Origin of the sequence: Agrobacterium sp. lyk4-40-TYG-31 (genome assembly GCF_030209855.1) — a bacterium.
GTDB lineage: Bacteria > Pseudomonadota > Alphaproteobacteria > Rhizobiales > Rhizobiaceae > Agrobacterium > Agrobacterium vaccinii.
In genome coordinates, this window is the sequence record NZ_JARVRE010000005.1 from 414258 (window position 1) to 437536 (window position 23279).

Below are 23279 nucleotides of genomic sequence, written 5' to 3' on the forward strand. Positions count from 1 at the left end.
TGAAGCATTGGACAGAAAGACTGTTCGATGCTGAGGACACACCAAGACTGGAGCCTGCGATGACCCAAGACCTGTTGACCCTTTTCGATTGCGATGAAGGGCAGTTGCGCGCCAAGGTCGCCGAGGCGCTCTCAGGGGCAGACGACGGTGAATTGTTCGTGGAACATGCGCAGTCGGAATCCCTTACCTTCGACAATGGTCGCCTCAAGGGCGGCAGCTTCAACACCGATCAGGGCTTTGGCCTTCGCGCCGTTGCGGGTGAAACAGTGGGCTATGCCCATGCTGGCGAACTTTCGCTGGGCGCCCTTCAGCGTGCATCGGATGCCGTTAGCGCCGTGACTAAGGGATATGCCGGATCTTACGCCGCAGCACCGCAGCGGACCAACAAGAAACTCTACGGCGATGAAAATCCCATTGGGGCGCCAAGCTTCGAGGAAAAGGTCAAGCTTCTGACCGAAATCGATGCCTATCTGCGCGACAAGGACCCCAAGGTGCGTCAGGTCACGGCCAGCGTCTCGGCAAGCTGGCAGGTCGTGGATATCTTGCGTGCAGACGGCCACCGCGTCAGCGACATCAGGCCGATGACGCGCATCAATATCTCCGTCATCGCCGGAGAAGGCGACCGTCAGGAAAGCGGCTCCTTCGGCGTCGGCGGTCGTGTTGGCTTCAGCGATTTCATCACCACGGAAAGCTGGCAGCGCGGTGCCGATGACGCCTTGCGTCAGGCCCTCGTCAACCTCAGCGCCATCGATGCGCCTGCGGGCACCATGGATGTGGTGCTCGGTTCTGGCTGGCCCGGTGTGATGCTGCATGAAGCGGTCGGCCACGGGCTGGAAGGTGATTTCAACCGCAAGAAGACATCGGCCTTTGCTGGCCTGTTGGGCGAAACGGTGGCAGCACCCGGTGTAACCGTGGTGGATGACGGCACCATCGACAATCGTCGCGGTTCGATCACTGTCGATGACGAAGGCACGCCATCGGCCTACAACGTCCTGATCGAAAACGGCAAGCTGGTCGGATATATGCAGGACCGGCAGAACGCTCGCCTGATGGGCATGACGGCAACCGGCAATGGCCGCCGTCAGGGCTATTCCCACGTGCCGATGCCGCGCATGACCAACACCTATATGCTGGGCGGCGACAAGACACCGGACGAGATCATCGCTTCGGTCAAGAAGGGCATCTACGCCGTGTCCTTCGGCGGCGGTCAGGTGGACATCACCTCGGGCAAATTCGTTTTCGGCTGCACGGAAGCCTACCTGATCGAGAACGGCAAGATCGGCGCGCCGGTCAAGGGCGCCATGCTGATCGGCAACGGGCCTGACGCCATGAAGCGCGTGACGATGATCGGCAACGACATGAAGCTCGACACCGGTATCGGCAATTGCGGCAAGGCAGGCCAATGGGTGCCGGTCGGCGTTGGCCAGCCGCATCTGCGCATGGACCAAATCACCGTGGGCGGGACGAAGGCTTGACGGAGCGTCATGCGGAAGCTCGCCGAACTAACTCTCTTATCGATATGGGTGTTGTTCGCCTCAAGCGTTCTCACGCATCTCTGGCTCACGCGACCTGACTGGTTTCCGCAATTTCCGCAACCACTTGCCGAAAAGCTTGTCGATCTTTATGGGGCGGAAAATGCGGAACAGGTTGCTGATCTGGAAATGCTGATCGGCTTTGGCATCAGCTTACCGCTCATGATCGTGCTGACCTATGGTGCCCTCAAACTGGTGCGTTCGCGTTGAATGGATCGCGGGCCTGCAACGTTTCCGCCTGAACGGAGTTACCTTTTCTGCGCAGAAGCGTTATAGCAATTGTATTTTTAAAGGTGACATGGCCCAAAAATGACTTTCATAGCAAATGCCCTTGTTCCTGAACTGGCCGTTAGCGACTGGCCGAGAAGCCGGTCTTTTTATTGCGATCTCATCGGTTTTCACGTGGTCTATGAACGTCCAGAAGAAGGTTTTACCTATCTGGCGCTGGGTGATGCGCAGCTGATGATCGACCAGATCGGGGCGGGACGGACTTTCGAAGACGACAACGGGCCGATGAATTATCCATTGGGGCGGGGAATGAACCTTCAATTGGTGGTGCCATCGCTGGAGGCCATTATCGAGCGGTTGGAGCGCGCGGAGATTTCACTGTTTCTGCCGTTGGAAGAGAAATGGTATCGGCGGGGCGAGACCGAAGTCGGCAACCGGCAATTCGTCGTCGCTGACCCGGACGGCTACCTCATCCGCCCATTCGAAAGCCTGGGCGAGCGCCCATTCCGGTTCGGCTGAACCATGGCCCTGATGTTGCGCAGGCCGAAAGCCGTCATTTTTGATATGGATGGGCTGCTGATCGAGAGCGAAAAGCACTACCGGGATGCATTTCTGGCTGCCTCAGAAGAGGGCGGCCATGGCATGGTGGTCGATGTCTACCAGCGGGTCTGCGGTAGTCCGTGGGATGTCATTACCAAGACCATCCGCACCGAATACGGCGAGGATTTTCCAATGGAGGCGTTTCGCGACGCCTGGCTTCGGCATCTGGCGATCCAGATGGCGGATGGCGTGGCACTTCGGGGTGGCGTTCTCGAAATTCTGGATCTGCTGGACGAGATGGGCCTGCCGCGCGCCATCGCCACGTCGTCCGGCCACGAATCCGTCAATCGCCATCTCGGCCCGTTCGATCTCCTGCGCCGCTTTGACCATATCCTGGCGCGCGGCGATTATGCGGAACCGAAGCCATCGCCCCTCCCCTATCTGACCGCCGCCGAACGTCTCGGCATCGACCCTCGCGATTGCGTTGCGCTGGAAGATTCCTATCACGGCGTTCAGTCCGCATGGAGCGCTGGAACGCAGACCATTATGGTGCCGGATGTCGCGCCCGCGACGGACGCGATGCGCGAAAAGTGTGTGGCGATCTGCGACAGCCTGTTCGACGTAGCGGAATTGTTGAAAGCGTCGTAACAGACGCTTTCAGATCACGGATACATCCGCACCTTCGACCAATCGCCCTGAGGCGTATCGCGGCGGAATTCGACGCGGTCGTGCAGGCGGAATTTGCCGTCTTGCCAGAACTCGATGGTCAGCGGCTGGATGCGGAAGCCCGACCAGTGCGGCGGGCGGGGTATGTCGCCGATGGCGTATTTTGCCGTATAGGCGGCAACCGCTTTTTCCAGCGCGAAACGGCTTTCCAGCGGGCGCGACTGTTTGGACGCCCATGCGCCGATGCGGCTGCCACGGGCGCGCGTTGCGTAATATTCATCCGCTTCCGCATCGCTGACAACCTCGACCAGACCGCGCACACGCACCTGTCTGCGCAGGCTTTTCCAATGAAAACACATGGCCGCCTTTTTTTGGCCAAGCAGTTCATGGCCTTTGCGGCTTTCGAAGTTGGTGTAGAAAACGAAGCCCCGCTCATCGGCATGTTTCAACAGAACCATACGCACGCTGGGCATGCCTTCCTCATCCACCGAAGCGAGTGCTACGCCGTTCGGATCGTTGATTTCCGACGCGGTCGCATCCTGCAACCAGGCCGCAAAAAGTGTGAAAGGTTCATTTTCCTCAGTAAAGTCACTGGATGTTAACCGGCTTTCCGACATATTGAATAAAATGCTCCTGAGCTGATTTGCACACCAGAGATGGATTCTGGTTTATAGATGGTGAACGTCATAGCAAAGTCGAACAGTCGAACAAAGAGCTTCTTGTCATCGGTCGCGGGTGTCTCCGCAACTGTGTGCATGCTTGGCATGTTGACCGGTTGCGTCAGTCTTGACCTGTTCGGTGGTGACAAGGTCGATAAATCCCTGTCCACGGCATCGGTTCCCAACCAGTCGAATACCCAGACGCTTTCCGACGATGCGACGATCCGCAACGCCGTCACGTCTGCCGATCTCGCAAAGATTTCCGATTCTCCCCTGCCCTGGGCCAACGCGGCCACCGGCAGTGCCGGTGTCGTCACCGCCATCAGGGAAGACAGGGCCAGCGGATTCGTGTGCCGCCAGTTCGACACCACTCGCCATTCTTTCGAAGGCGTGGCGAGCTATAGCGGTCAGGCCTGTCTCTCAGAGACCGGTGAATGGCTGATGACCCGCTTCAGCCAGAAATAAAGCATTTACCCTTTCCTTCTTTAAAGCGGCAGCAACAGCTGACGGCTTGCGACTGTAAAGGTCTGATTAGCAACTTCTTGCGACAGTCAAACCCAATTTAAACCGAACGATGCAACGCAATACACCGCAAGCACGTTCAGAAGGGGTGGCATACGTGTTGCAGGCTTTTCATGATGGAAACAAACGGCCTGCACCGGCAAGCGTAACTGGTGGTCTGGATGCGTGATCCTTACTCTATTCTCGGTGTTCAAAAGGATGCCGGATCGGACGAAATCAAGGCGGCGTGGCGTTCGCAGGCGAAAGCCGTGCATCCTGATCAAAACCGCAACGACCCGGACGCAACCGCGCGCTTTGCCGAAATAGGCCAGGCCTATGACCTCCTGAAAGACCCCAAGAAACGCGGCCTTTATGATCAGGCCAAGCGTGTGGCGGAAACCAAGAAACGCGACCAGACCATCATGCAGCAGCGCGATGCAGCCAGACAGGCAGCGGAACGCGCAAAGGCTGCGGAAAAACTGATGGAAGAACTGGCCCGCGCACAGGCCCGCACTGCTAAGGCAGAACCGTCAGCCGAGGCTGCAAAGCCGGAAACTGCCGAGGATATGCTGGAGCGCATTTTCGGCGCAGACGCGAAGGCCAAGGTCTCCGCCAAGGCTGAGGCAGAACAGTCCGACAATTCATCGGAAGACACTCCGGCACAGCAAAGAGAAAAGGCCGAAGCTGCCAGCGCGCAGGTCACGAGCTTCTTCGCTTCGCTTTTGCGCCGTATCAGGGGCACCACGAGTGTTCCCGAAAAGGCACCCGATATCACCGCCGAAGCCACAATCAGCGTGACCGATCTTATCGAGCGCAAGTGGGTCACCCTCAACATGCCAGAAGACCGGGAAGTTCGCTTCCAGCTCGAGCCCGGCATGACGGATGGTTACGTCGTGCGTCTAAAGGGTCAGGGGCTAAAACTGCCGGAATCCAATCGCGGCGACCTCGTGGTGACGCTGCTGGTTTCGCGAGATGGCCCCTTCACCATCAACAATTTCGATATTCACACGACTTTGCCTGTTTCCCTGGCGGATGCCGTTCTGGGTTACGAGGCCACCGTTCAGTCTCCGTTCGGAGAGGTGAAAGTCGATGTTCCCGCATGGTCCGGCTCCGACCGCGCCATTCGCGTTGAAGGCAAGGGTCTTGCCGATGGCAATGGCGGCCATGGGGATTTCGTCGTCGAGCTGCGCATTGTGCTGCTGGACACGCCGGATGCCAAGGTGATGGACCTCATGCGCCACATGCGCGAAGGGCTTTATCTCTAAGCCGGCACACGGTTTCTACGTACTTCTTGTCGAAAGGCGTGAACAACGCACCCTTTGTTACGTTCCCAAACACGAGATGATCCCGGCCCTGCTTGAACCGGCGTTCGGCCTATGCCATAGGCAAGTTCGATTTGTGTATAGGGAGCATCCAATGGCTCAGACATCCGGCCTCATGGCTGGCAAGCGCGGCCTCATCATGGGCGTCGCAAACAACCGCTCCATCGCATGGGGCATTGCCAAGGCGTGCGCGGATGCGGGCGCGGAACTGGCTTTCACCTGGCAGGGCGATGCGCTGAAGAAGCGCGTCGAACCACTTGCGCAGGAACTTGGCGCGTTTATGGCGGGCCACTGCGACGTGACCGATCTCAGCACCATCGATGCGGTGTTTGCGAATATCGAAGCACATTGGGGCAAGATCGACTTCGTCGTTCACGCCATCGCGTTTTCCGACAAAGATGAGCTGACCGGTCGTTATCTCGATACCAGCCGCGACAACTTCAACCGTACCATGGACATTTCGGTCTATTCGCTGGCCGCAGTTGCCAAGCGCGCGGACCCGGTCATGAACGATGGCGGCTCGCTGCTGACGCTGACCTATTATGGCGCGGAAAAAGTCATGCCAAATTACAACGTCATGGGCGTTGCAAAGGCGGCTCTCGAAGCCAGCGTTCGTTATCTCGCTGTCGATCTCGGCGGTCGTGGCATTCGCGTCAACGCTGTCTCGGCTGGCCCGATCAAGACGCTTGCCGCCTCCGGCATCGGTGACTTCCGCTATATCCTTAAGTGGAACGAATATAATGCGCCGCTGAAGCGCACCGTTTCCATCGAAGAAGTCGGCAAATCCGCCTTGTATCTCTTGTCCGATCTGTCCACCGGCGTGACGGGTGAAGTTCACCACGTCGATTCCGGCTATCACACGATCGGCATGAAGGCTGTGGACGCGCCCGATATCTCTGTCGTAAAAGACTGATATTCTGCATGTCGCGCAAAAGTGTAAAGCGCTTTTGCGCGACATGTGTAATCAACGCACTTGCCGTTGAGTACAGCGCAGCTGTCCTTGAATGACCGAATGAAACAGGAGTGACGCTTTGCTGGTCTATGTTATCCGTCACGGACAAACAGACTGGAATGCGATCCGCAGGCTTCAAGGCCAAAAAGACATTCCCCTCAATGACTTCGGCCGCTCACAGGCGATCGCCAACGGCAAGACCCTTCGCGACATTCTTGGGGAAAAAGCTCCCGAATTCGACTACATCGCCAGCCCGCTGGGCCGCACGCGCGAAACCATGGAACTGCTGCGCGGTGCCATGGGACTGGACACGAACGCCTACCGAACCGATGATCGTTTGGTGGAAGTTTCCTTCGGTGACTGGGAAGGCCAGACACTCCCCGAGTTGAAGCTCACGCATCCCGAAAAAGTCAGGACCCGCAAGGCTGCCAAATGGGATTTCATCCCACCCGGTCAGGACGCTGAAAGCTACGAGATTTTGTCCTGGCGGATCGGCGCTTGGCTAGCGTCTGTCGAGCGTCAGACCGTCTGCGTCTGCCATGGTGGCGTTATCCGCTCCATCTTCCGTCTGGTGACAGGCATGGAAAAAGAAGAAGCTGCGGACATTCCCATTCCGCAGGACAAGATTCTCAGGGTCGAAACCGATAACGGAACCGCCGAGTGGATCGACGCCACGGCGAACCTCTAAGGGCTGTTACTGGATAACCTCAAGGTCATCCACGACGCGCTTTCCGTCGACTTCGGTGTAGAACACCACGACCTTAACGCCCGCCTGCAAACCATCGAAATTGAATTCTTCGGGTACCTTGTAGCTCTTGCCATCGGCAAGCGTAATCGTCAGGCCCTTCACATCCACCTTGCTGATGGTGGATTCCACATCCACGCTCTGCGAGAACGCGTTGAAGGGAGCAAACAGACTGGCTGTGGCCATCAGTGCGGCAATCATCAAACGCATCGCTATAGCTTTCTTAAGGCTGCTGAAAAACTGTGTACGCGACAAGATTTGCCTCCCGAATGTGGCGGAATTCGCCCGCAAGCATGACATTTTCCGTATAATTGATGAACGGATTTTAACTTTTAATCAAGCCTTTAGGCAATGTTTCCTCTTGCTGTGCGCGAAACCGCCCGGCAATTTTGGTGTTTCTATATTAGCTTTAATTGAAACACGATCTATATTTCACGATTCAGAATATATTGTCTTTTACACTGTATAGCAGAGAAAATTGCGATAATGCCGAAGGATAATTAAGTGACTGTTTGGGCTGATATTAGCGACCGCCTTAACGAAATCATAAAACGCCGGGTTGTCGCCGCCATGCTGGCTCTCGCCATGGCCGGTATCACCTTCTGCGCATTCAATGTCGTGGATCACCGCAGCGCGACGTCAATGCGCGAAGACCTCGAAACCCACGCGCATTACGCGCTCGATCTCCTGCATGACGGTCTTGTCATGCGTTTGCGCAACGATGTCGCGACGCTGACCTCGCTTGGGCATTACGCCACGCTGTCAACGCAGGGTTTTGACAGGATCGCAGACTTCCAGTTCGAGCAGTCGAACCATTTCATCGCCATCGGCTTTGCGCAGAATTTCCAGCTGGATAAGGTCTATACGTCTCAGTCTGCGTCTGATTTTCCCGCCGATCGACTGAACAGGATGCTGAACGAGTGGCTGGCGAAGCTAGCGGCCATGCCGGAAAAAGATCGTCTGCCGCACACGCAGGTTTTCGAGGCGGCTGAGGGCGGCACCATCATGGTCATCGTCACCATGCCGCCTGCCACCGCTGGAAACACGAATAAAGATGATCTCATCCTTGCCGTCGTCGACCGCAGAAAGCTGCTCCAGAACATCGGTTACGACACGCATGCACCGCTGAGTGAAGACGCCGGTGATATAAGGTTCGAAATCCGCGATACGGTGACGAACGAAGTCGTCAGCAGCGTCCTTGAGCCACTGCACGAAGACCCCGTCGTCAGAACCGTGGACCTGCCCGGTTCGAACTGGGAAATCCGTGCCACACCCGCGTCGGGATGGGAGGCGGTGAAGCCCTATTATCGCTCCGTCAGCACCACTCTGGCCATCGCTGCAATATCCATGCTGCTGCCCATCATCGTGGCCGCACTGCTGCTTTCCGAGCGCAACCGCAACATCAAGACGCTGCGCCAGCGCGAGAGCAAGCTTCTGGAACTCTCCCAGCGCTTCAAGCTTGCGATGGATTCGTCCAGTATCGGCATCTGGGAAATCGAAAACGATACATCACGCTGTTATCTGGATGAGCGCGCCTCCAGCCTGCATGGTTTTCCGATGCAGGAGCAGCACCTGTTGCTGAACGCATGGCTGACGGCGCTGGTGGTCGAGGACCGCTCGAAGGCGGCACGGTTCTTCTTCAATTGCTCCTCCGGCCAGCAGACATCATCGGAAGTCTATCGCGTGCCGATGGAAGGTGGCACCGTTCGCTATCTGCGCTCTGCCGGTTCCAGCTACATCAAACCCGATGGCACTTACCAGACCACGGGCATTTTGTGGGATGTGACATCCGACATGCTGATGGCGCAAAAGCTGCGTGAGGCAAAGGACAATAGCGACATCAAGAATGCCGAACTCGAGCTTGCCCTGCAGGAGCTTTCAAGCCGCGAACATGAGTTGGAAGAGCTTTCGGGGCGCCTGACACTCGCCTTGGAATCCTACAATTGCGGCATATGGGAATCAGTCGCCGACTATTCCAGCGCCGTTTGGAATGAGCGGATGTGCGAGCTTTACGGACTGCCACCGGAGGCGGGAAGATACGTCACGCGGGATGATTACCTCAACTGTATCCATCCCGACGAAAGACCGAACGCTCTTTTGAACACGATGAGAGCCGCCGATGACCCGGAACGCGTGACCACGCAGCGGATCGTTTTGCCTGATGGTAGCATTCGCTATGTCAAAGCTGTCGGCCGTCTCCACGAAAACCGCAATGGAACCCGGAAAATCGTTGGTATCGCCTTCGATGTCACCGCTGATGTTTTGCTGTCGGAACAGCTCAACTCCGCCAAGGATGAAGCGGAGGCCAGAAACGCAGAGCTGGAACACGCCAAGAACCGCATCGAGCATAATGCGCTTCACGACCCTCTAACCGGGCTTGCCAACCGCCGCAAGCTGGACCACGAGTTGGACGCGCTCTCCTCGCATTCTCCCGGCGAGCGCAAGCGTTTCGCCATTCTCCACCTCGATCTCGACCGCTTCAAGCAGATCAATGACACGCTGGGCCACGCTGCCGGCGATGCGGTGTTGATCCATGCTGCGAAAATATTGTCGCGAAACGTCCGTGAAGGCGACGTCGTCGCGCGCATCGGCGGCGACGAATTCGTCATCCTCATCTCGCCCTTGGCCGACAAGGACAACATCAAAGCAATCGCCACGAAGATCATTGCGGCCTTCAGCCATCCCTTTGATTTCGAGGGCTTCACCTGCCGCTGCGGCGTCTCCATCGGCATAGCGTTCGCGGATATCGGTTCGGCGGATGCACGACGCACGCTGATCAACGCCGATCTCGCGCTCTACCGCGCAAAGGCAACGGGTCGTAACCGTTACGAGTTCTTCACCCAGAACCTTCAGGCCGAAATCGTCAGCCACAAGCGCACCGCCGACGAAATTCTGGCGGGACTGGAGCGCGGCGAGTTTGAAGCGTGGTATCAGCCGCAATTCTGCGCCAACACGCAACAACTGACCGGCGTGGAAGCGCTGGTGCGCTGGCGCCACCCTGTCCGGGGCATTCTGACACCGGACAAGTTCCTCAAGATTGCCGAGGAGCTGAACGTCGTCTCGAACATCGACCACATCGTTCTTCAACACGCGCTGCGAGACATGGAAATCTGGCGCCTGAAGGGCTTCAATGTCCCGCGTGTTTCGGTCAATGTCTCGGTTCGCCGCCTGCACGACGATCAGTTGATCGAGAGCCTCAAGCAATTGCAGATCAAGCCCGGCGAGGTCACGTTCGAGCTGGTGGAATCGATTTTCCTCGATGAGAACGAAGATGTCGCTGCAAGCAATATCGAGCGCATCAAGGCCATGGGCATCGATATCGAAATCGACGATTTCGGCACCGGCCACACATCGATCATCAGCCTGTTGCGCCTGAAGCCGAAGCGCCTGAAGATTGACCGGCAACTGGTCATGCCTATCGTCACCTCGCCGCAGGAGCGCTCGCTGGTCCGCTCCATCATAGACATCGCCCGCTCGCTGGGTGTGGAAACCATTGCCGAAGGCGTAGAAACGCAGGAACACGCCGCCCTGCTGCGGCAGCTGGGTTGCGACATGGTTCAGGGCTACGCCTTTGCAAAGCCGCTTGCGCCGGAAGAGTTTTCGGAATTCGCAGGCGCGGAAAGATGGCGCAAGGTATCGTGATGCACCAGCAAGATGGCGGGTGGCCCCCTGCCCGCCTGCGCCATTCCCGACGAGCCCCATTGGCAAAAGAAAGGCTTTTGCCTTCCCCGGTTTTTACACTATGACAAACCCGCCTGTTTTTGAAAATGCGTTCCGCCTGCGGAATGCCGCTCTCTCGGTTTGATCATATGTCGCATAATACCTTCGGTTATCTCTTCCGTGTCTCCACCTGGGGCGAAAGCCACGGTCCTGCTCTGGGCTGTGTGATCGACGGGTGCCCGCCCGGTATTCGCTTCACACTTTCCGAAGTGCAGGCATGGATGGACAAGCGCAAGCCTGGTCAGAACCGCTTCGTGACCCAGCGCCGCGAAGACGACATTGTGAAAGTCCTCTCCGGTGTGATGATGGACGAGGACGGTGAGACGATGATCACCACGGGAACGCCCGTGTCGATGATGATCGAAAACACCGACCAGCGCTCCAAGGATTACGGCGAAATCGCCAGAAGCTTCCGCCCCGGCCATGCGGATTTTACCTATGACCTGAAATACGGCATTCGCGATTATCGTGGCGGCGGTCGGTCTTCCGCCCGCGAAACGGCAGCCCGTGTTGCCGCCGGTGCGCTGGCCCGCAAGGTGGTGCCCAGCCTCAATGTGCGCGGCGCGCTGGTGCAGATCGGAAAACACAAGATCAACCGCGACAACTGGGATTGGGCGCAGGTCGACCAGAACCCGTTCTTCTGCCCGGATGCCGAGATGGTGCCGGTCTGGGAAGAGTATCTCGATGGCATCCGCAAGGCCGGTTCTTCCATCGGTGCCGTTGTCGAAGTCGTGGCCGAGGGCGTTCCCGCTGGTATAGGCGCCCCCATTTATGCCAAGCTCGATCAGGATATCGCTTCCAACCTCATGTCGATCAACGCCGTCAAGGGCGTGGAAATCGGCGAAGGTTTTGCCTCTGCCGAGTTGACCGGCGAAGAAAATGCCGACGAAATGCGGATGGGCAATGATGGCAGGCGGATTTTCCTGTCCAACCATGCAGGCGGCATTCTGGGCGGCATCGCAACCGGCGAACCTGTCGTCGCCCGCTTTGCCATCAAGCCGACCTCATCCATTTTGACCGAGCGCCAGTCCATCGATGCCGATGGGCGCAATGTCGATGTGCGCACGAAGGGTCGCCACGATCCCTGCGTCGGCATTCGCGCCGTGCCCATTGGCGAAGCCATGGTTGCCTGCACCGTTGCCGACCATTACCTCAGAGACCGCGGCCAGACTGGCCGTCTGGAATAGGAGACAGACCCATGACCTACGATCAAAAACGCGTCGTTGAAGCGATCAGAGCCTTCGAGGCTGGCGAAATCGTTGTGGTCATGGATGACGACGACCGCGAGAACGAAGGCGACCTGATCGTCGCTGCCGTGCATTGCACACCGGAAAAGATGGCTTTCATCGTGCGCCACACCTCCGGTATCGTCTGCGCGCCTATGCCACGGGAAGAGGCCAAACGCCTCAACCTCAACGCTATGGTCGCCGAAAACGACAGCGCGCATACGACAGCCTTTACTGTTTCGGTAGACTTCAAACACGGCACGACGACGGGCATTTCCGCCAGCGACCGCAACGTGACGGTTCGCAATCTGGCCAATCCGAATGCAGGTGCCGCCGATTTCACCCGCCCCGGCCACATCTTCCCGCTGGTGTCGCGCGAGGGCGGTGTGCTGATGCGCTCCGGCCATACGGAAGCCGCCGTCGATCTCTGCAAACTCGCGGGCCTGCCACTGATCGGCGTCATCAGCGAGCTGGTCAATGACGACGGCACCGTCATGCGCGGCCCGCAAGTTTCGGCCTTCGCCGAAACGCATGGCATGAAGCAGGTTTCGGTCGCCGATCTCATCGCCTACCGCCAGCGCAAGGAAACGCTGGTCGAAAAGGAATCCGAATTCACCCTCGACACGCCCTTCGGCCCCGCCAAGGCGCAAACCTATTCCCTACCCTGGGACCCGATGGAGCACATGGCCGTGATCTTCGGTGATATCCGCGATGGTGTCGATATTCCCGTGCGCCTGCACCCGGAAAACGTGGCCGATGACATTTTCGGCAAGAAGCAGCCCGTCCAGCATTACATGGAGAAGATCGCAGCCGAAGGCCGTGGCGTGATTATCTATCTGCGCGAAGGCTCGGTTGGTGTCGGACAGGTTGCCGGACGCCGCAAATCCCGCGACCCGGAAGAAGCCCATGCGCAAGCACGCTCACGCGACGACGAATGGCTGGAAATCGGCCTCGGCGCGCAGATCCTGAAAGAGCTTGGCATCAGTTCGATCAAACTGCTGAGCACCCGCGAGCGCCACTATGTCGGGCTTGAGGGTTTTGGAATCCAGATCAGTTCGACGGATATTGGGTGAGTTCAGAATACCGCTGCGCATCAACTCTCCCTCATTCCTGTCCTTGTGACAGGAATCCAGCCAGCCCAAGTCCTTGGGCTGAAAAGGCCTTTCCCGCCGCGCAGCGCGCGTCCAATGGATTCCTGTGACGAGCACAGGAGTGAGGGTCGTGGGGCAACATTACCCTCTCACCCCAGCCACCCATCCAGATACCGCACACTCTCGACGCCGGTAAACTTCGCCAGTCGGTTCAGCTCCGCATCCAACTTTGCAAGCCTCCCCGAAGACGGACGCACGCCCTTCTCTAGCCACAACCGCCTGACATCCAATGTCCCACCCTTGCGCTCCGCCTTCATGTTGATGCGACCAATAAGGCGGTCACCTTCCAGAAGTGGGAAGACGTAATAGCCGTATTGCCGTTTCGGCTCAGGCACGAAGACTTCGATGCGGTAGAAGAAACCGAACAAGCGTTCGGTACGGGCGCGGTTGCGCAAGAGCGGATCGAACGGGCTGAGTACCCGAATGCGGTTGGGGGGCTCGATTTCTGCTTCCGCTCCGCTCGCAAACCCTTCAAAGGCGTAGGAGATTCGTTCCTTGGCGCCATCAGACGAGGCGAGCGAGACTTCGCAGAGTTCATCGCGATGCGCCATCACCCATGCCCGCGCTTCCTGCGGCGTGACGATGTCGAAGAAGGCGGATATCTCGCCTGATGTGGCAAAACCGAGCCGCGTTAACGCTTCGCGGCAGGCCCAGTCGACAAAGGCATCGTGATCGACCTCCAGATCGTGATGCTCTGATGGGATAACCCGTTCCGCCAGATCATAGACCTTTTGAAAATTGACGCGGCCTGCCACGGCGAGCTTGCCCGTGTGCCAGAGATATTCGAGCGCGGTTTTCGATGGATGCCAGTTCCACCAGCCGCCGGACTGATGTCCCTCCGCTTTCATATCGCGCGACATGGTGGGACCGTTTTCGGCGATGCGCCGATAGGTTTCCTCGAAGGCGGAATCGAAACCTTCGCCGTGCCAGGTGCGCCAGCGTTCCTGAATGATCGGCTCACGGCGGCGGAAGCGGTGTTTCCAATATGGGTAAAAGGTCGCGGGCAGAATCGAAGCGTCATGCGTCCAGTGTTCGAACAGCGCACGGTCTTTTTCCAGCAGTTCCGTCAGGTGCTGCCGTTTGTAGGTCTGGTTGCGGGAAAAGATGATCTGGTGATGCGCTCGCTCCACCGTGGCGATACTGTCGAGTTGCACAAAGCCGAGGTCGGTGATGAGCTTCAGCAAATCTGCCTTGCGCATGGCGCGGCTAGGCGATGTGGACAGACCCTGTCGCGCCAGGAAAATACGTCGTGCTGCTTCATTCGAAATCTTGATACCCATGCCGAAAGCCTAGGGTTGTATGATCAGAAAATCAATGTTCTTTTTTTGTTCCTTGTTTCGTTTGGCGTTCCTCGCGTTTATAGAGACAGCCAGAACATTTCGGGGACTGGCCTTTGGATATTCGTTTTCAAGATGCTGGCGTGGCGTTTGATGGCAGAGCTGCGGTCGAGCCGCTTACGCTTACGCTCACTGAACGACGCGTCGGCATTATCGGCCTCAACGGCTCGGGCAAAACCACCTTTGCGCGGATGATCAACGGCCTGACGAAACCGACGAGCGGCCATGTCAGCGTCAACGGGCTGGATACGGTCAAAGACGCTTCGGAGGTTTTGAAGGATGTCGGCTTCATCTTCCAGAACCCGCAAAACCAGATCATCCTGCCCATCATCCGCGACGACATCGCTTTTGGCCTGAAGAACAAGGGACTAAACAAGGCGGCAGTCGATGCAGCGGTGGACGCCACCTTGCAGCAGTTCGATATAGTGCATCTGGCAAAACGCCGCGCGCATGAACTGTCCGGTGGAGAATTGCAGCTATCGGCCCTTGCGGCGCTGACAATTACCAAGCCAAAAATCCTGATCATGGACGAGCCGACTAATCAGTTGGACCTGAAAAACCGTGCTCTCGTGGAGCGAACGATGGCTGGTTTGGAGCAGTCGCTGATCGTCATCACCCATGACCTTCCGTTGCTGGAAAGTTTCGATCGCGTTCTGCTGTTTCATCAGGGAAAGTTGCATATCGATGCCTCGCCAATCGAGGCCATAAGCGCCTACCGCACGCTGGCGCTGTCATGAGAGGCCTCCACGTTGAAGGTAGTGGGTGGCTCTACCGGCTATTGCCGCGCATCAAGCTCATCACGCTTGCCGCTTTCAGCGTCGCCTTGTTTCTGACCCGCGATATGCTGGTCCTTGGTATGGCAGTTGCGTTGGCGGCGCTGGTTCTGTCGCAGGCGCATCTGGGCTGGCGCGAGACGATGGCGCGGTTGCGCCCGATCTTTTTGACCATCGCCATCATCGCGGCTTTCAGTTTCGTTCTGGTCTCCCCTCTCGAAGCAACCATTTCCCTGCTTCGACTGACGGCGCTGACGCTGCTGGCAACGGCGGTGACGGCCAGCGTCAGCATTTCACAGTTCATGGATGAAATTGCCTTTGCGCTGCGTCCCTTGGAAAAACTTGGCCTCGCCAATGCCTCAGATATCGGCCTTGCCGTGGGGCTCGTCGTGCGCTTCGTGCCCGAGGTCGTGACCCTCTACGAGACATTGCGGGATGCGCAACGCGCGCGCGGGTTGACGCCAAAGCTGCACAGCACGTTGGTTCCGCTCATCATTATGACGTTGAAGGATGCCGATGCGATTGCGGATGCCATTGACGCGCGCGGTTTCAGAGGCCAAACCTCATCCAAGGATTTGTAGAGGGGAGCCTATTGAGAATGAAGACCCGTGACCTCGTTCTGATTTCGCTGTTTTCAGCCATCATCATCGCGCTGGGCCTGTTGCCGCCGATCCCGCTCGGCTTTATTCCCGTGCCCATCACCGCGCAGTCGCTTGGTGTCATGCTGGCCGGTGTGGTGCTGGGGGCAAAGCGCGGCACGCTGGCCGTTCTGCTCACCATTCTCATCGCCGCCATCGGCCTGCCGGTGCTTTCGGGCGGTCGCGGCGGCCTTTCGATCTTCTATACGCCGACAACAGGTTATCTGATCGGCTGGATCGCGGCGGTCTTTACCACCGGCTACCTGTCAGAGCGTCTGGTCAATCGCGGTCAGTCGGCTCTGGCGCAAGGCCTCGGCTTCTTTCTCGCCAGCGTCGCCGGTGGCGTCGTCGTGCTCTATGCGTTCGGCATCACCTATCTTGGCTTTGCAGCGGGCATCGGCTTTTCCAAAGCCTTTATCGGCTCCATGGCCTTCATCCCGGGCGATGTCCTCAAGGCTGTTCTTGCAGCACTGGCAGGCCGGGCCGTGATGGCCGGATATCCGCTGTTGCCGCAACGCGCATAAGTCTAACCACCACGTTCAGGAGTATCCGCCATGGCCACACGGCTTTACGAGCATCCCATATTCCTGGAACACATCACACCTGCGGGCCACCCGGAGCGGCCCGACAGGCTGCGGTCCCTCAACATCGCGCTGGAGCATCCGAATTTCGAGCGGCTGGAGCGTAGCCAAGCGCCGCAAGCCAATGAGGATGCCGTTCTGCTGGCCCACCCCGAGAGCCATCTGATCTCGATCATGCGGCAGATTCCCGAGGAAGACGGCGAGATCAACCGCATCGAGGCCGATACCTATGCCTCGCCCAAAAGCCTGCAAGCGGCGCTCACCGGCATCGGCGCTGCCATGGCGGCGGTGGATGATGTGTTCAGCGGTGCTGCCGACAATGTCTTCGTCGCCAGTCGCCCGCCCGGCCACCATGCCGAGACCGAAAAGGCGATGGGCTTTTGCCTGTTCAACAATGCCGCCATTGCCGCCCGCCATGCGCAGAAGGTGCATGGCGCAGAACGTGTTGCGATCGTTGATTGGGATGTGCACCACGGCAACGGCACCCAGGATATTTTCTGGAACGACACATCCGTCCTGTTCTGCTCCACCCACCAGATGCCGCTTTACCCTTGGAGCGGCGATAAAAAAGAAACCGGCATCAAGAACAATGTGGTCAACGCGCCGCTGTCTCCCAACACCGGCAGCGACCATTTTCGCGAGGCGTTCAAGTCCCGCGTGCTGCCAGCGCTTGCGGATTTCTCGCCCGATCTCATCATCATCTCTGCGGGTTTCGATGCGCATCACCGCGATCCGCTGGCGCAGATCAATCTGGTAGGCGATGATTTCGACTGGGCAACGGGGCGAATTCTAGAGATGGCCGACAAATTTGCCGCCAACCGGGTCGTCAGCCTGCTTGAAGGCGGTTATGATCTGGAAGGGCTGGCGGAATCGGCAGCCATGCATATTTTGAGAATGATGAAGGGTTGAACATGACGGAAAATGCCAACACAGCCGATGTCAGCGGTTATTCTTTCGAAAAGGCTGTCGCCGAGCTGGAAAGCATTGTCGCCCGTCTGGAACGCGGCGATGTGGCGCTGGACGAATCCATCGCCATCTATGAGCGTGGCGAAGCCCTGAAGAAACATTGCGAGACCCTGCTGACGGCTGCCGAAAAGCGCATTGAGAAAATTCGTCTGGATCGTGCGGGCAAGCCGGTGGGTGTGGAGCCGCTGGACGGCGAATGAGGCGCAGGTTATCCTCGCACTCGTCACCCTCGGGCTTGTCCCGACGGTCTGCCCACGTCTCATCAACGTAGGGGTTCGTTAGATGCTCGGGACAGGCCCGAGCATGACGGCGGAGGGGTTGTGGGGCAATCTCCTATCCTCCCATAACCAAGAACACAGCGTTCATAAGAGAACGCTCAACAGTCCCGCAAATCGTGGTAATCTACCGGCCAGCAACGCAGGAGATCTGCCATGTCGTTTTTTCCCGGAAAAGACCCCGTCGCGGGCGACGCTTTTGCCTGCGATGCTATCGAGAACCTCATCATTCCGCGCTCCAGCGACATCGGTGGCTTTGCCGTGCGGCGCGCGCTGCCGACGCGGGACCGGCGGCTGGTTGGCCCCTTCATCTTCTTCGACCGTATGGGTCCCGCGATCCTCAAAGCCGGTGAAGCGCTGGATGTGAAGCCGCATCCGCATATCGGTCTTTCCACCGTCACCTATCTGTTCGATGGCGAGATCAAGCATCGGGATAGTCTGGGCACCGAACTCACCATCCGCCCTGGGGATATCAACCTGATGACGGCGGGGCGCGGCATCGTGCATTCGGAACGCACACCGGAAAATCTGCGCGGGCATCCGCTGTCCATGTCCGGCCTGCAAACATGGCTTGCCCTGCCCGATGATAAGGAAGAGATCGCGCCGGAGTTCTCCCACACCGGGCGTGAGTCCATGCCGATGATAGACGATGCAGGTGTCTTCGGTCGCGTCGTGATCGGCGCCTTCGCCGGTTCGTCGTCACCGGTCAAAACCCTGACGGACACGCTCTATGTCGATCTGACCCTGAATGCCGGAGTGAAATTCCCTTTCCCTGCCGACCAAGAGGAGCGGGCGATCTATATTCTCTCCGGCTGCCTTGAAGTGGCGGGCGATGTGTTTGCCGCCGATCAGTTGATCGTCTTTCGTGCGGGCGACGACATCACGCTGAAGGGTGGAATCAGTGGTTGCCACATCATGATGTTCGGCGGAGCGGCACTGAATTCGAAGCGATACATCTGGTGGAATTTCGTATCGTCATCAAAAGAACGCATAGAACAAGCCAAGCAGGAGTGGAGAACCGGACGCTTCGATATCGTTCCGGGGGATGAAGAAGAGTTTGTCCCTTTGCCGCAGGGTTGAAAGTCGTTAAAAGGATTTAAATCTTGCCGAAGGCCACGCTACACACCATCTGGTAGCCAATAGGTAGAACGATAGAGACGAAGGCCGAACGATTGACCGGAATGCCAGAGACACCATTGCTTGACCGGGTGAAATTCCCATCCGACCTCAAGGCGATAGAAGATCGCGACCTGCCGCAACTGGCCAGGGAATTGCGCGACGAGATGATCGACGCCGTTTCCACCACCGGCGGGCATCTGGGTGCGGGTCTTGGTGTCGTCGAGCTGACCATTGCCATTCACAAGGTGTTCAACACACCGGAAGACCGATTGATTTTCGATGTCGGCCATCAGTGCTATCCACACAAGATCCTGACCGGTCGTCGTGATCGCATCCGCACGCTGCGCCAGGAAGGCGGCCTTTCCGGCTTCACCCGCCGCGCCGAGAGCGAATATGACGATTTCGGCGCAGGCCATTCCTCCACCTCCATTTCCGCCGGTCTCGGCATGGCCGTCGCGGCTGAGCTGGATGGCAGCAATCGCAAGGTCATTTCCGTCATCGGTGACGGCTCGATGTCGGCGGGCATGGCGTTCGAGGCGCTGAACAATGCCGGTGCGCTGGATGCGCGCCTCATTGTCATTCTCAACGACAACGACATGTCGATTGCGCCGCCGACCGGTGCCATGAGCGCCTATCTCGCGCGTCTGGCCTCGGGCCGCACCTATATGGGCTTTCGCGATTTCGGCAAGAAACTGACGGCCTACCTCGGCAAGACCATCGACCGGGCGATTACCCGGGCCGTGACCCATGCGCGGGGCTACGTCACCGGCGGCACGTTGTTCGAAGAACTCGGCTTTTACCATATCGGCCCCATCGACGGTCATTCCTTCGACCACCTGCTGCCCGTGCTACGCAATGTGCGCGATAACCAGAAGGGCCCTGTTCTGATCCATGTCGTCACGCAGAAGGGCAAGGGTTACGCCCCTGCCGAGGCTGCGGCAGACAAGTATCACGGCGTCAACAAGTTCGATGTCATCACCGGCGCGCAGGCCAAGGCAAAACCAAATGCGCCGAGCTATACCAGCGTCTTTGCCGAAGCGCTCATTCAGGAAGCCACGCTGGATGACAAGATCGTCGGTGTCAGCGCCGCCATGCCGAACGGCACGGGGCTGGATAAGCTCGCCGAACTCTTCCCCACACGCAGCTTCGATGTCGGCATTGCCGAGCAGCATGCGGTGACCTTTGCGGCGGGGCTTGCAGCCGATGGCTACAAGCCCTTCTGCGCACTCTACTCCACCTTCCTGCAACGCGGTTACGACCAACTGGTGCATGATGTGGCCATTCAGAGCCTGCCGGTGCGCTTCCCGATTGACCGCGCTGGTTTCGTCGGTGCAGACGGCCCCACCCATTCGGGATCTTTCGATACAACCTTCCTCGCCACCCTGCCCGGCATGGTGGTTATGGCGGCGGCTGACGAAGCTGAGCTGAAACATATGGTGCGCACCGCTGCCGCTTATGATGAAGGTCCGATTTCCTTCCGTTACCCGCGGGGCGAAGGTGTCGGCATCGAAATGCCGGTGCGTGGTGAAATCCTCGAAATCGGCAAGGGCCGCATCGTCAAGGAAGGTAGCAAGGTCGCCCTTCTGTCGTTCGGCACACGCCTTGCGGAATGCCTGTCCGCAGCCGAAGATCTCGACGCCGCTGGACTATCCACCACCGTTGCCGATGCGCGGTTCGCAAAGCCGCTTGATCTCGATCTCATTCGCCAACTGGCCAGCCATCATGAGGTTCTCATCACCATCGAAGAGGGATCGGCAGGCGGTTTCGGTGCCCATGTGCTGCATTTCATGGCCAGTGCGGGTCTGCTCGACACGGGCCTCAAGGTTCGCACGCTGACCTTGCCTGACCAGTGGGTGGAACAGGCCAAGCCTGAGATCATGTATGCCAATGCCGGACTGGACCGCGCGGGCATCGTTGCGACGGTGTTCAAGGCGTTGGGGCAGAAGCAGACGGGCGTGGAATACGCCGCGTCCTAGAACGTTTTTGGATCAGACCGATCCTTGAATTCTTACGATAGAACAAAACAAAACGCCGGGATGACCCGGCGTTTTATTCATTTCAAATTCCGTTTAATCTCAGAATTCTTCCCAGTCCTGCGTTGCTGGCTGTGCCGGAGCCGGAGCAAAAGCCTGAGCGAGGCTCTGGCCCAGTGCTCGGGCCGGTGAAGACACCGGGCGTGCAGTTGGCGCAGCGATCTTTGCCGCGGGGCGTGGCTTTGCGACGAAGCTTGGCTTCGGTGCAGGCGCTGCCGAGCGTGGCGCCGCGTGAACGCTGGATGGTGCAAAGGCCGTCGTACCACGCGCTCTGCCACCCAGATTGAACTGGCCGATCAGGCTGTTCAGCGCTTCCGCTTCCCGGGCCAGAGCATGGCTTGCGGCGGTCTGCTCTTCGACCATCGCTGCGTTCTGCTGCGTGCCCTGATCCATCGTGTTGACGGCGGTGTTGATTTCCTGAAGGCCGGTTGCCTGCTCTCGGGCCGCAGTCACGATGGTGCTGACGTGCGAGTTGATTTCCTCGACCTCGGCAATGATCGCCTGCAAGGCCTTGCCGGTTTCGCCAACGAGGTTCACGCCGTTTTCAACCTGGGCGCTGGATGCACCGATCAACGCCTTGATTTCCTTTGCCGCGTTGGCGGAGCGCTGCGCCAGTTCACGCACTTCCTGTGCCACAACCGCAAAGCCCTTACCGGCTTCACCGGCACGCGCGGCTTCGACACCGGCGTTCAAAGCCAAGAGGTTGGTCTGGAATGCGATGTCATCGATCACGCCGATGATGTTGGTGATTTCGCCAGACGACTTCTCGATTTCCTGCATGGCGGCAACGGCCTTGCGAACCACGACGCCGGAGTTTTCTGCGCCTGAACGCGCGCGTTGAACCAGCGCGCTTGCCTCTTCCGCACCCCTTGCGCTATCGCGCACGGTGGTGGTGACTTCTTCGAGTGCTGCAGCCGTCTGTTCGATGGAAGCGGCCTGCTGTTCGGTGCGGCGCGAGAGATCGTCTGCGGAGGACAACATTTCTGAGGCACCGGCGTTGATGGCCGACGCGTTGTCGCCGACATTGCTCAAGGCTTCCTGTAGCTTGTCCAGCGAGTTGTTGAAGTTGATGCGCAGCGGCTCCATGGATTCTGCAAATGGCGTTTCGATACGGTAGACGAGATTGCCATCTGCGAGCGACTGCAAGCCCTTCGCCAGCTCTTCGCTCGCAAAGGTCTGCTCGGCGTCTGCACGTGCCTTTTCCGCTTCGTTGCGGCGACGGTCTGCTTCCGTCGAAGAACGCATGCGGTCGCTTTCATCCGCAAGGCGCGATTTTTCGATACCGGCTTCCTTGAAAACCAGAACGGCCTTCGCCATCTTGCCGACTTCATCGCCACGGTCGAGTGCTGGAACGTCAACGGTCGTGTCACCACCGGCAAGGCGGCTCATCGCGTCCGTCATGCCGACAATCGGGGACACGATGGCACGCGACAGGGCCCAGATCAGCAGGACGGCGACGACGCCAGCGGCGGCACCGCCACCCAGAAGCGCCAGTTCAAGATTGGTGTGGGCGGCTGCCTGTGTGGCAACCTGAGCATCCGACGCAACGGTCAATTGCTCCTTGATTTTTGCAGCGGCGGCACGGAAGCCATCCAGCTGACCCTTGGCCTGATTGCGACCGATCTCGATGACTTCGGAAATCGGTGCCTCGGTGTTCTTGCGGGCTGCCATCTGTGGCTGAGCCAGCTGCGTGTAGAACACGGTTGCGCTGGCCTGCATGTCGTCGATGGATTTCAGGATGTCCGGCTGACCGGCAGCCAAGGCACGGGCCTCATCCAGCTTCTTCAACATCAGGTCACGCTGGGCAAACACATCATTATATGTGCTGTCACTGCGAAACAGCAGGAAGCCGCGCTGGTTGACCGCCTGCTCCAGCATCGCTGCTTTCGCGTCGTCGACATTCGACATGATCTTGGCGGTGTTCGTCTGACGTTCAGAGACACGCTTGGCATCAACCGTTTGCATGAAAACAACCGCTGAGGCGACCAGGCAAACGCCCATCAGCGCAACGAATGTGGCGACCAGCTTCAGGTTGATAGGTAAATTCTTCAAAGACATCGAGAACTCTTTCGACACGCTTCAGGTGTGACCAGGCGCAGAGCGACCTGTGACACAACACAATGTATTTGGGGAGGACCGCCTTCATGGCGAAAATGTTGAGACTAACTCAGCTGGGCGAGAGAATGCCACCAAGCCGTTTATTTTCGCTTAAACGCCAAGGAGGACCCAGATTGCTGCAACCGCGTTGAAATCGCAGTTCACGCCTCGCTCACAGGTTCACCCATACAAAACACTTGCTTTCCGGGCTTTTGGCA

General features: G+C 58.3%; 22 protein-coding genes. 18 read left to right on the forward strand and 4 right to left on the reverse strand.

The window, feature by feature from the left end; all coding sequences use genetic code 11:
• The first annotated feature begins 59 nt into the window (after nt 1–59).
• The 4 genes from tldD (at nt 60) to QRN55_RS12455 (ending at nt 2948) form a co-directional block, all read left to right on the forward strand.
• Nucleotides 60–1475 (forward strand): metalloprotease TldD, encoded by a 1416-nt coding sequence (gene tldD / locus QRN55_RS12440; RefSeq protein WP_284776923.1) that lies wholly within the window; start codon nt 60–62, stop codon nt 1473–1475.
• A gap of 9 nt (nt 1476–1484) precedes the next feature.
• A complete protein-coding gene (locus QRN55_RS12445) occupies nt 1485–1742 on the forward strand; it encodes a hypothetical protein (protein WP_284776924.1) in 258 nt (85 codons plus the stop codon).
• 99 nt (nt 1743–1841) lie between these two features.
• Complete coding sequence (locus QRN55_RS12450) at nt 1842–2279, forward strand: bleomycin resistance protein (RefSeq protein WP_112498333.1); 438 nt, start codon at nt 1842–1844, stop codon at nt 2277–2279.
• Between the two features lie 3 nt (nt 2280–2282).
• Entirely contained in the window at nt 2283–2948 is a 666-nt protein-coding gene (locus tag QRN55_RS12455; protein WP_162694633.1) for an HAD family hydrolase, read from the forward strand.
• Between the two features lie 14 nt (nt 2949–2962).
• On the opposite strand, the gene pdxH is transcribed toward QRN55_RS12455, so the two are convergent.
• Nucleotides 2963–3583, reverse strand: coding sequence for a pyridoxamine 5'-phosphate oxidase (pdxH, locus tag QRN55_RS12460; RefSeq protein ID WP_111840609.1), 621 nt, complete (start codon nt 3581–3583; stop codon nt 2963–2965).
• Between the two features lie 57 nt (nt 3584–3640).
• Between pdxH and QRN55_RS12465 the strand changes: the two genes are divergently transcribed.
• The 4 genes from QRN55_RS12465 (at nt 3641) to QRN55_RS12480 (ending at nt 7088) form a co-directional block, all read left to right on the forward strand.
• Nucleotides 3641–4090 carry an RT0821/Lpp0805 family surface protein gene (locus tag QRN55_RS12465; protein ID WP_111840608.1) on the forward strand — a complete coding sequence of 150 codons (450 nt, stop codon included), beginning with the start codon at nt 3641–3643 and terminating at the stop codon, nt 4088–4090.
• Between the two features lie 218 nt (nt 4091–4308).
• Nucleotides 4309–5391 (forward strand): DnaJ C-terminal domain-containing protein, encoded by a 1083-nt coding sequence (locus QRN55_RS12470; RefSeq protein WP_284776925.1) that lies wholly within the window; start codon nt 4309–4311, stop codon nt 5389–5391.
• A gap of 151 nt (nt 5392–5542) precedes the next feature.
• The gene (gene fabI / locus QRN55_RS12475; RefSeq protein WP_112498330.1) at nt 5543–6361 is read left to right on the forward strand and encodes an enoyl-ACP reductase FabI; all 819 of its coding nucleotides are present in this window, start codon (nt 5543–5545) and stop codon (nt 6359–6361) included.
• A 118-nt stretch (nt 6362–6479) separates the two neighbouring features.
• A complete protein-coding gene (locus tag QRN55_RS12480) occupies nt 6480–7088 on the forward strand; it encodes a histidine phosphatase family protein (protein WP_284776926.1) in 609 nt (202 codons plus the stop codon).
• A gap of 6 nt (nt 7089–7094) precedes the next feature.
• On the opposite strand, the gene QRN55_RS12485 is transcribed toward QRN55_RS12480, so the two are convergent.
• Complete coding sequence (locus QRN55_RS12485) at nt 7095–7355, reverse strand: DUF1344 domain-containing protein (RefSeq protein ID WP_062450584.1); 261 nt, start codon at nt 7353–7355, stop codon at nt 7095–7097.
• Between the two features lie 294 nt (nt 7356–7649).
• On the opposite strand from QRN55_RS12485, the gene QRN55_RS12490 reads away from it, so the two are divergent.
• From QRN55_RS12490 to ribB, 3 genes are all read left to right on the forward strand, one after another.
• Nucleotides 7650–10787 (forward strand): bifunctional diguanylate cyclase/phosphodiesterase, encoded by a 3138-nt coding sequence (locus QRN55_RS12490; protein ID WP_284776927.1) that lies wholly within the window; start codon nt 7650–7652, stop codon nt 10785–10787.
• A 167-nt stretch (nt 10788–10954) separates the two neighbouring features.
• A complete protein-coding gene (aroC, locus tag QRN55_RS12495) occupies nt 10955–12052 on the forward strand; it encodes a chorismate synthase (RefSeq protein WP_233122664.1) in 1098 nt (365 codons plus the stop codon).
• 11 nt (nt 12053–12063) lie between these two features.
• On the forward strand, nt 12064–13164 hold the full coding sequence (gene ribB / locus QRN55_RS12500) for a 3,4-dihydroxy-2-butanone-4-phosphate synthase (RefSeq protein WP_112498328.1): 1101 nt from the start codon (nt 12064–12066) through the stop codon (nt 13162–13164).
• A gap of 167 nt (nt 13165–13331) precedes the next feature.
• On the opposite strand, the gene QRN55_RS12505 is transcribed toward ribB, so the two are convergent.
• A complete protein-coding gene (locus tag QRN55_RS12505; RefSeq protein WP_284776928.1) occupies nt 13332–14522 on the reverse strand; it encodes a winged helix-turn-helix domain-containing protein in 1191 nt (396 codons plus the stop codon).
• Between the two features lie 113 nt (nt 14523–14635).
• On the opposite strand from QRN55_RS12505, the gene QRN55_RS12510 reads away from it, so the two are divergent.
• From QRN55_RS12510 to dxs, 7 genes are all read left to right on the forward strand, one after another.
• Nucleotides 14636–15316, forward strand: coding sequence for an energy-coupling factor ABC transporter ATP-binding protein (locus QRN55_RS12510; protein WP_284776929.1), 681 nt, complete (start codon nt 14636–14638; stop codon nt 15314–15316).
• Nucleotides 15313–15933 carry a CbiQ family ECF transporter T component gene (locus QRN55_RS12515; protein WP_284776930.1) on the forward strand — a complete coding sequence of 207 codons (621 nt, stop codon included), beginning with the start codon at nt 15313–15315 and terminating at the stop codon, nt 15931–15933. Before QRN55_RS12510 ends, QRN55_RS12515 begins: the two co-directional genes overlap by 4 nt.
• Nucleotides 15934–15950: 17 nt before the next feature.
• Nucleotides 15951–16514, forward strand: a complete 564-nt coding sequence (locus QRN55_RS12520; protein ID WP_284776931.1) for a biotin transporter BioY — start codon at nt 15951–15953, stop codon at nt 16512–16514.
• A 30-nt stretch (nt 16515–16544) separates the two neighbouring features.
• Nucleotides 16545–17480, forward strand: a complete 936-nt coding sequence (locus tag QRN55_RS12525) for a histone deacetylase family protein (RefSeq protein WP_173996237.1) — start codon at nt 16545–16547, stop codon at nt 17478–17480.
• A 2-nt stretch (nt 17481–17482) separates the two neighbouring features.
• Nucleotides 17483–17737: an exodeoxyribonuclease VII small subunit gene (locus tag QRN55_RS12530; RefSeq protein WP_042618153.1), complete on the forward strand. Its 255-nt coding sequence runs from the start codon at nt 17483–17485 to the stop codon at nt 17735–17737.
• A 231-nt stretch (nt 17738–17968) separates the two neighbouring features.
• A complete protein-coding gene (locus QRN55_RS12535; protein ID WP_233122657.1) occupies nt 17969–18892 on the forward strand; it encodes a pirin family protein in 924 nt (307 codons plus the stop codon).
• A gap of 92 nt (nt 18893–18984) precedes the next feature.
• Nucleotides 18985–20907, forward strand: a complete 1923-nt coding sequence (dxs, locus tag QRN55_RS12540) for a 1-deoxy-D-xylulose-5-phosphate synthase (protein WP_284776932.1) — start codon at nt 18985–18987, stop codon at nt 20905–20907.
• Between the two features lie 99 nt (nt 20908–21006).
• Here dxs and QRN55_RS12545 read toward each other — a convergent pair whose 3' ends face one another.
• The gene (locus QRN55_RS12545; RefSeq protein WP_284776933.1) at nt 21007–23022 is read right to left on the reverse strand and encodes a methyl-accepting chemotaxis protein; all 2016 of its coding nucleotides are present in this window, start codon (nt 23020–23022) and stop codon (nt 21007–21009) included.
• Between the last annotated feature and the right edge of the window lie 257 nt (nt 23023–23279).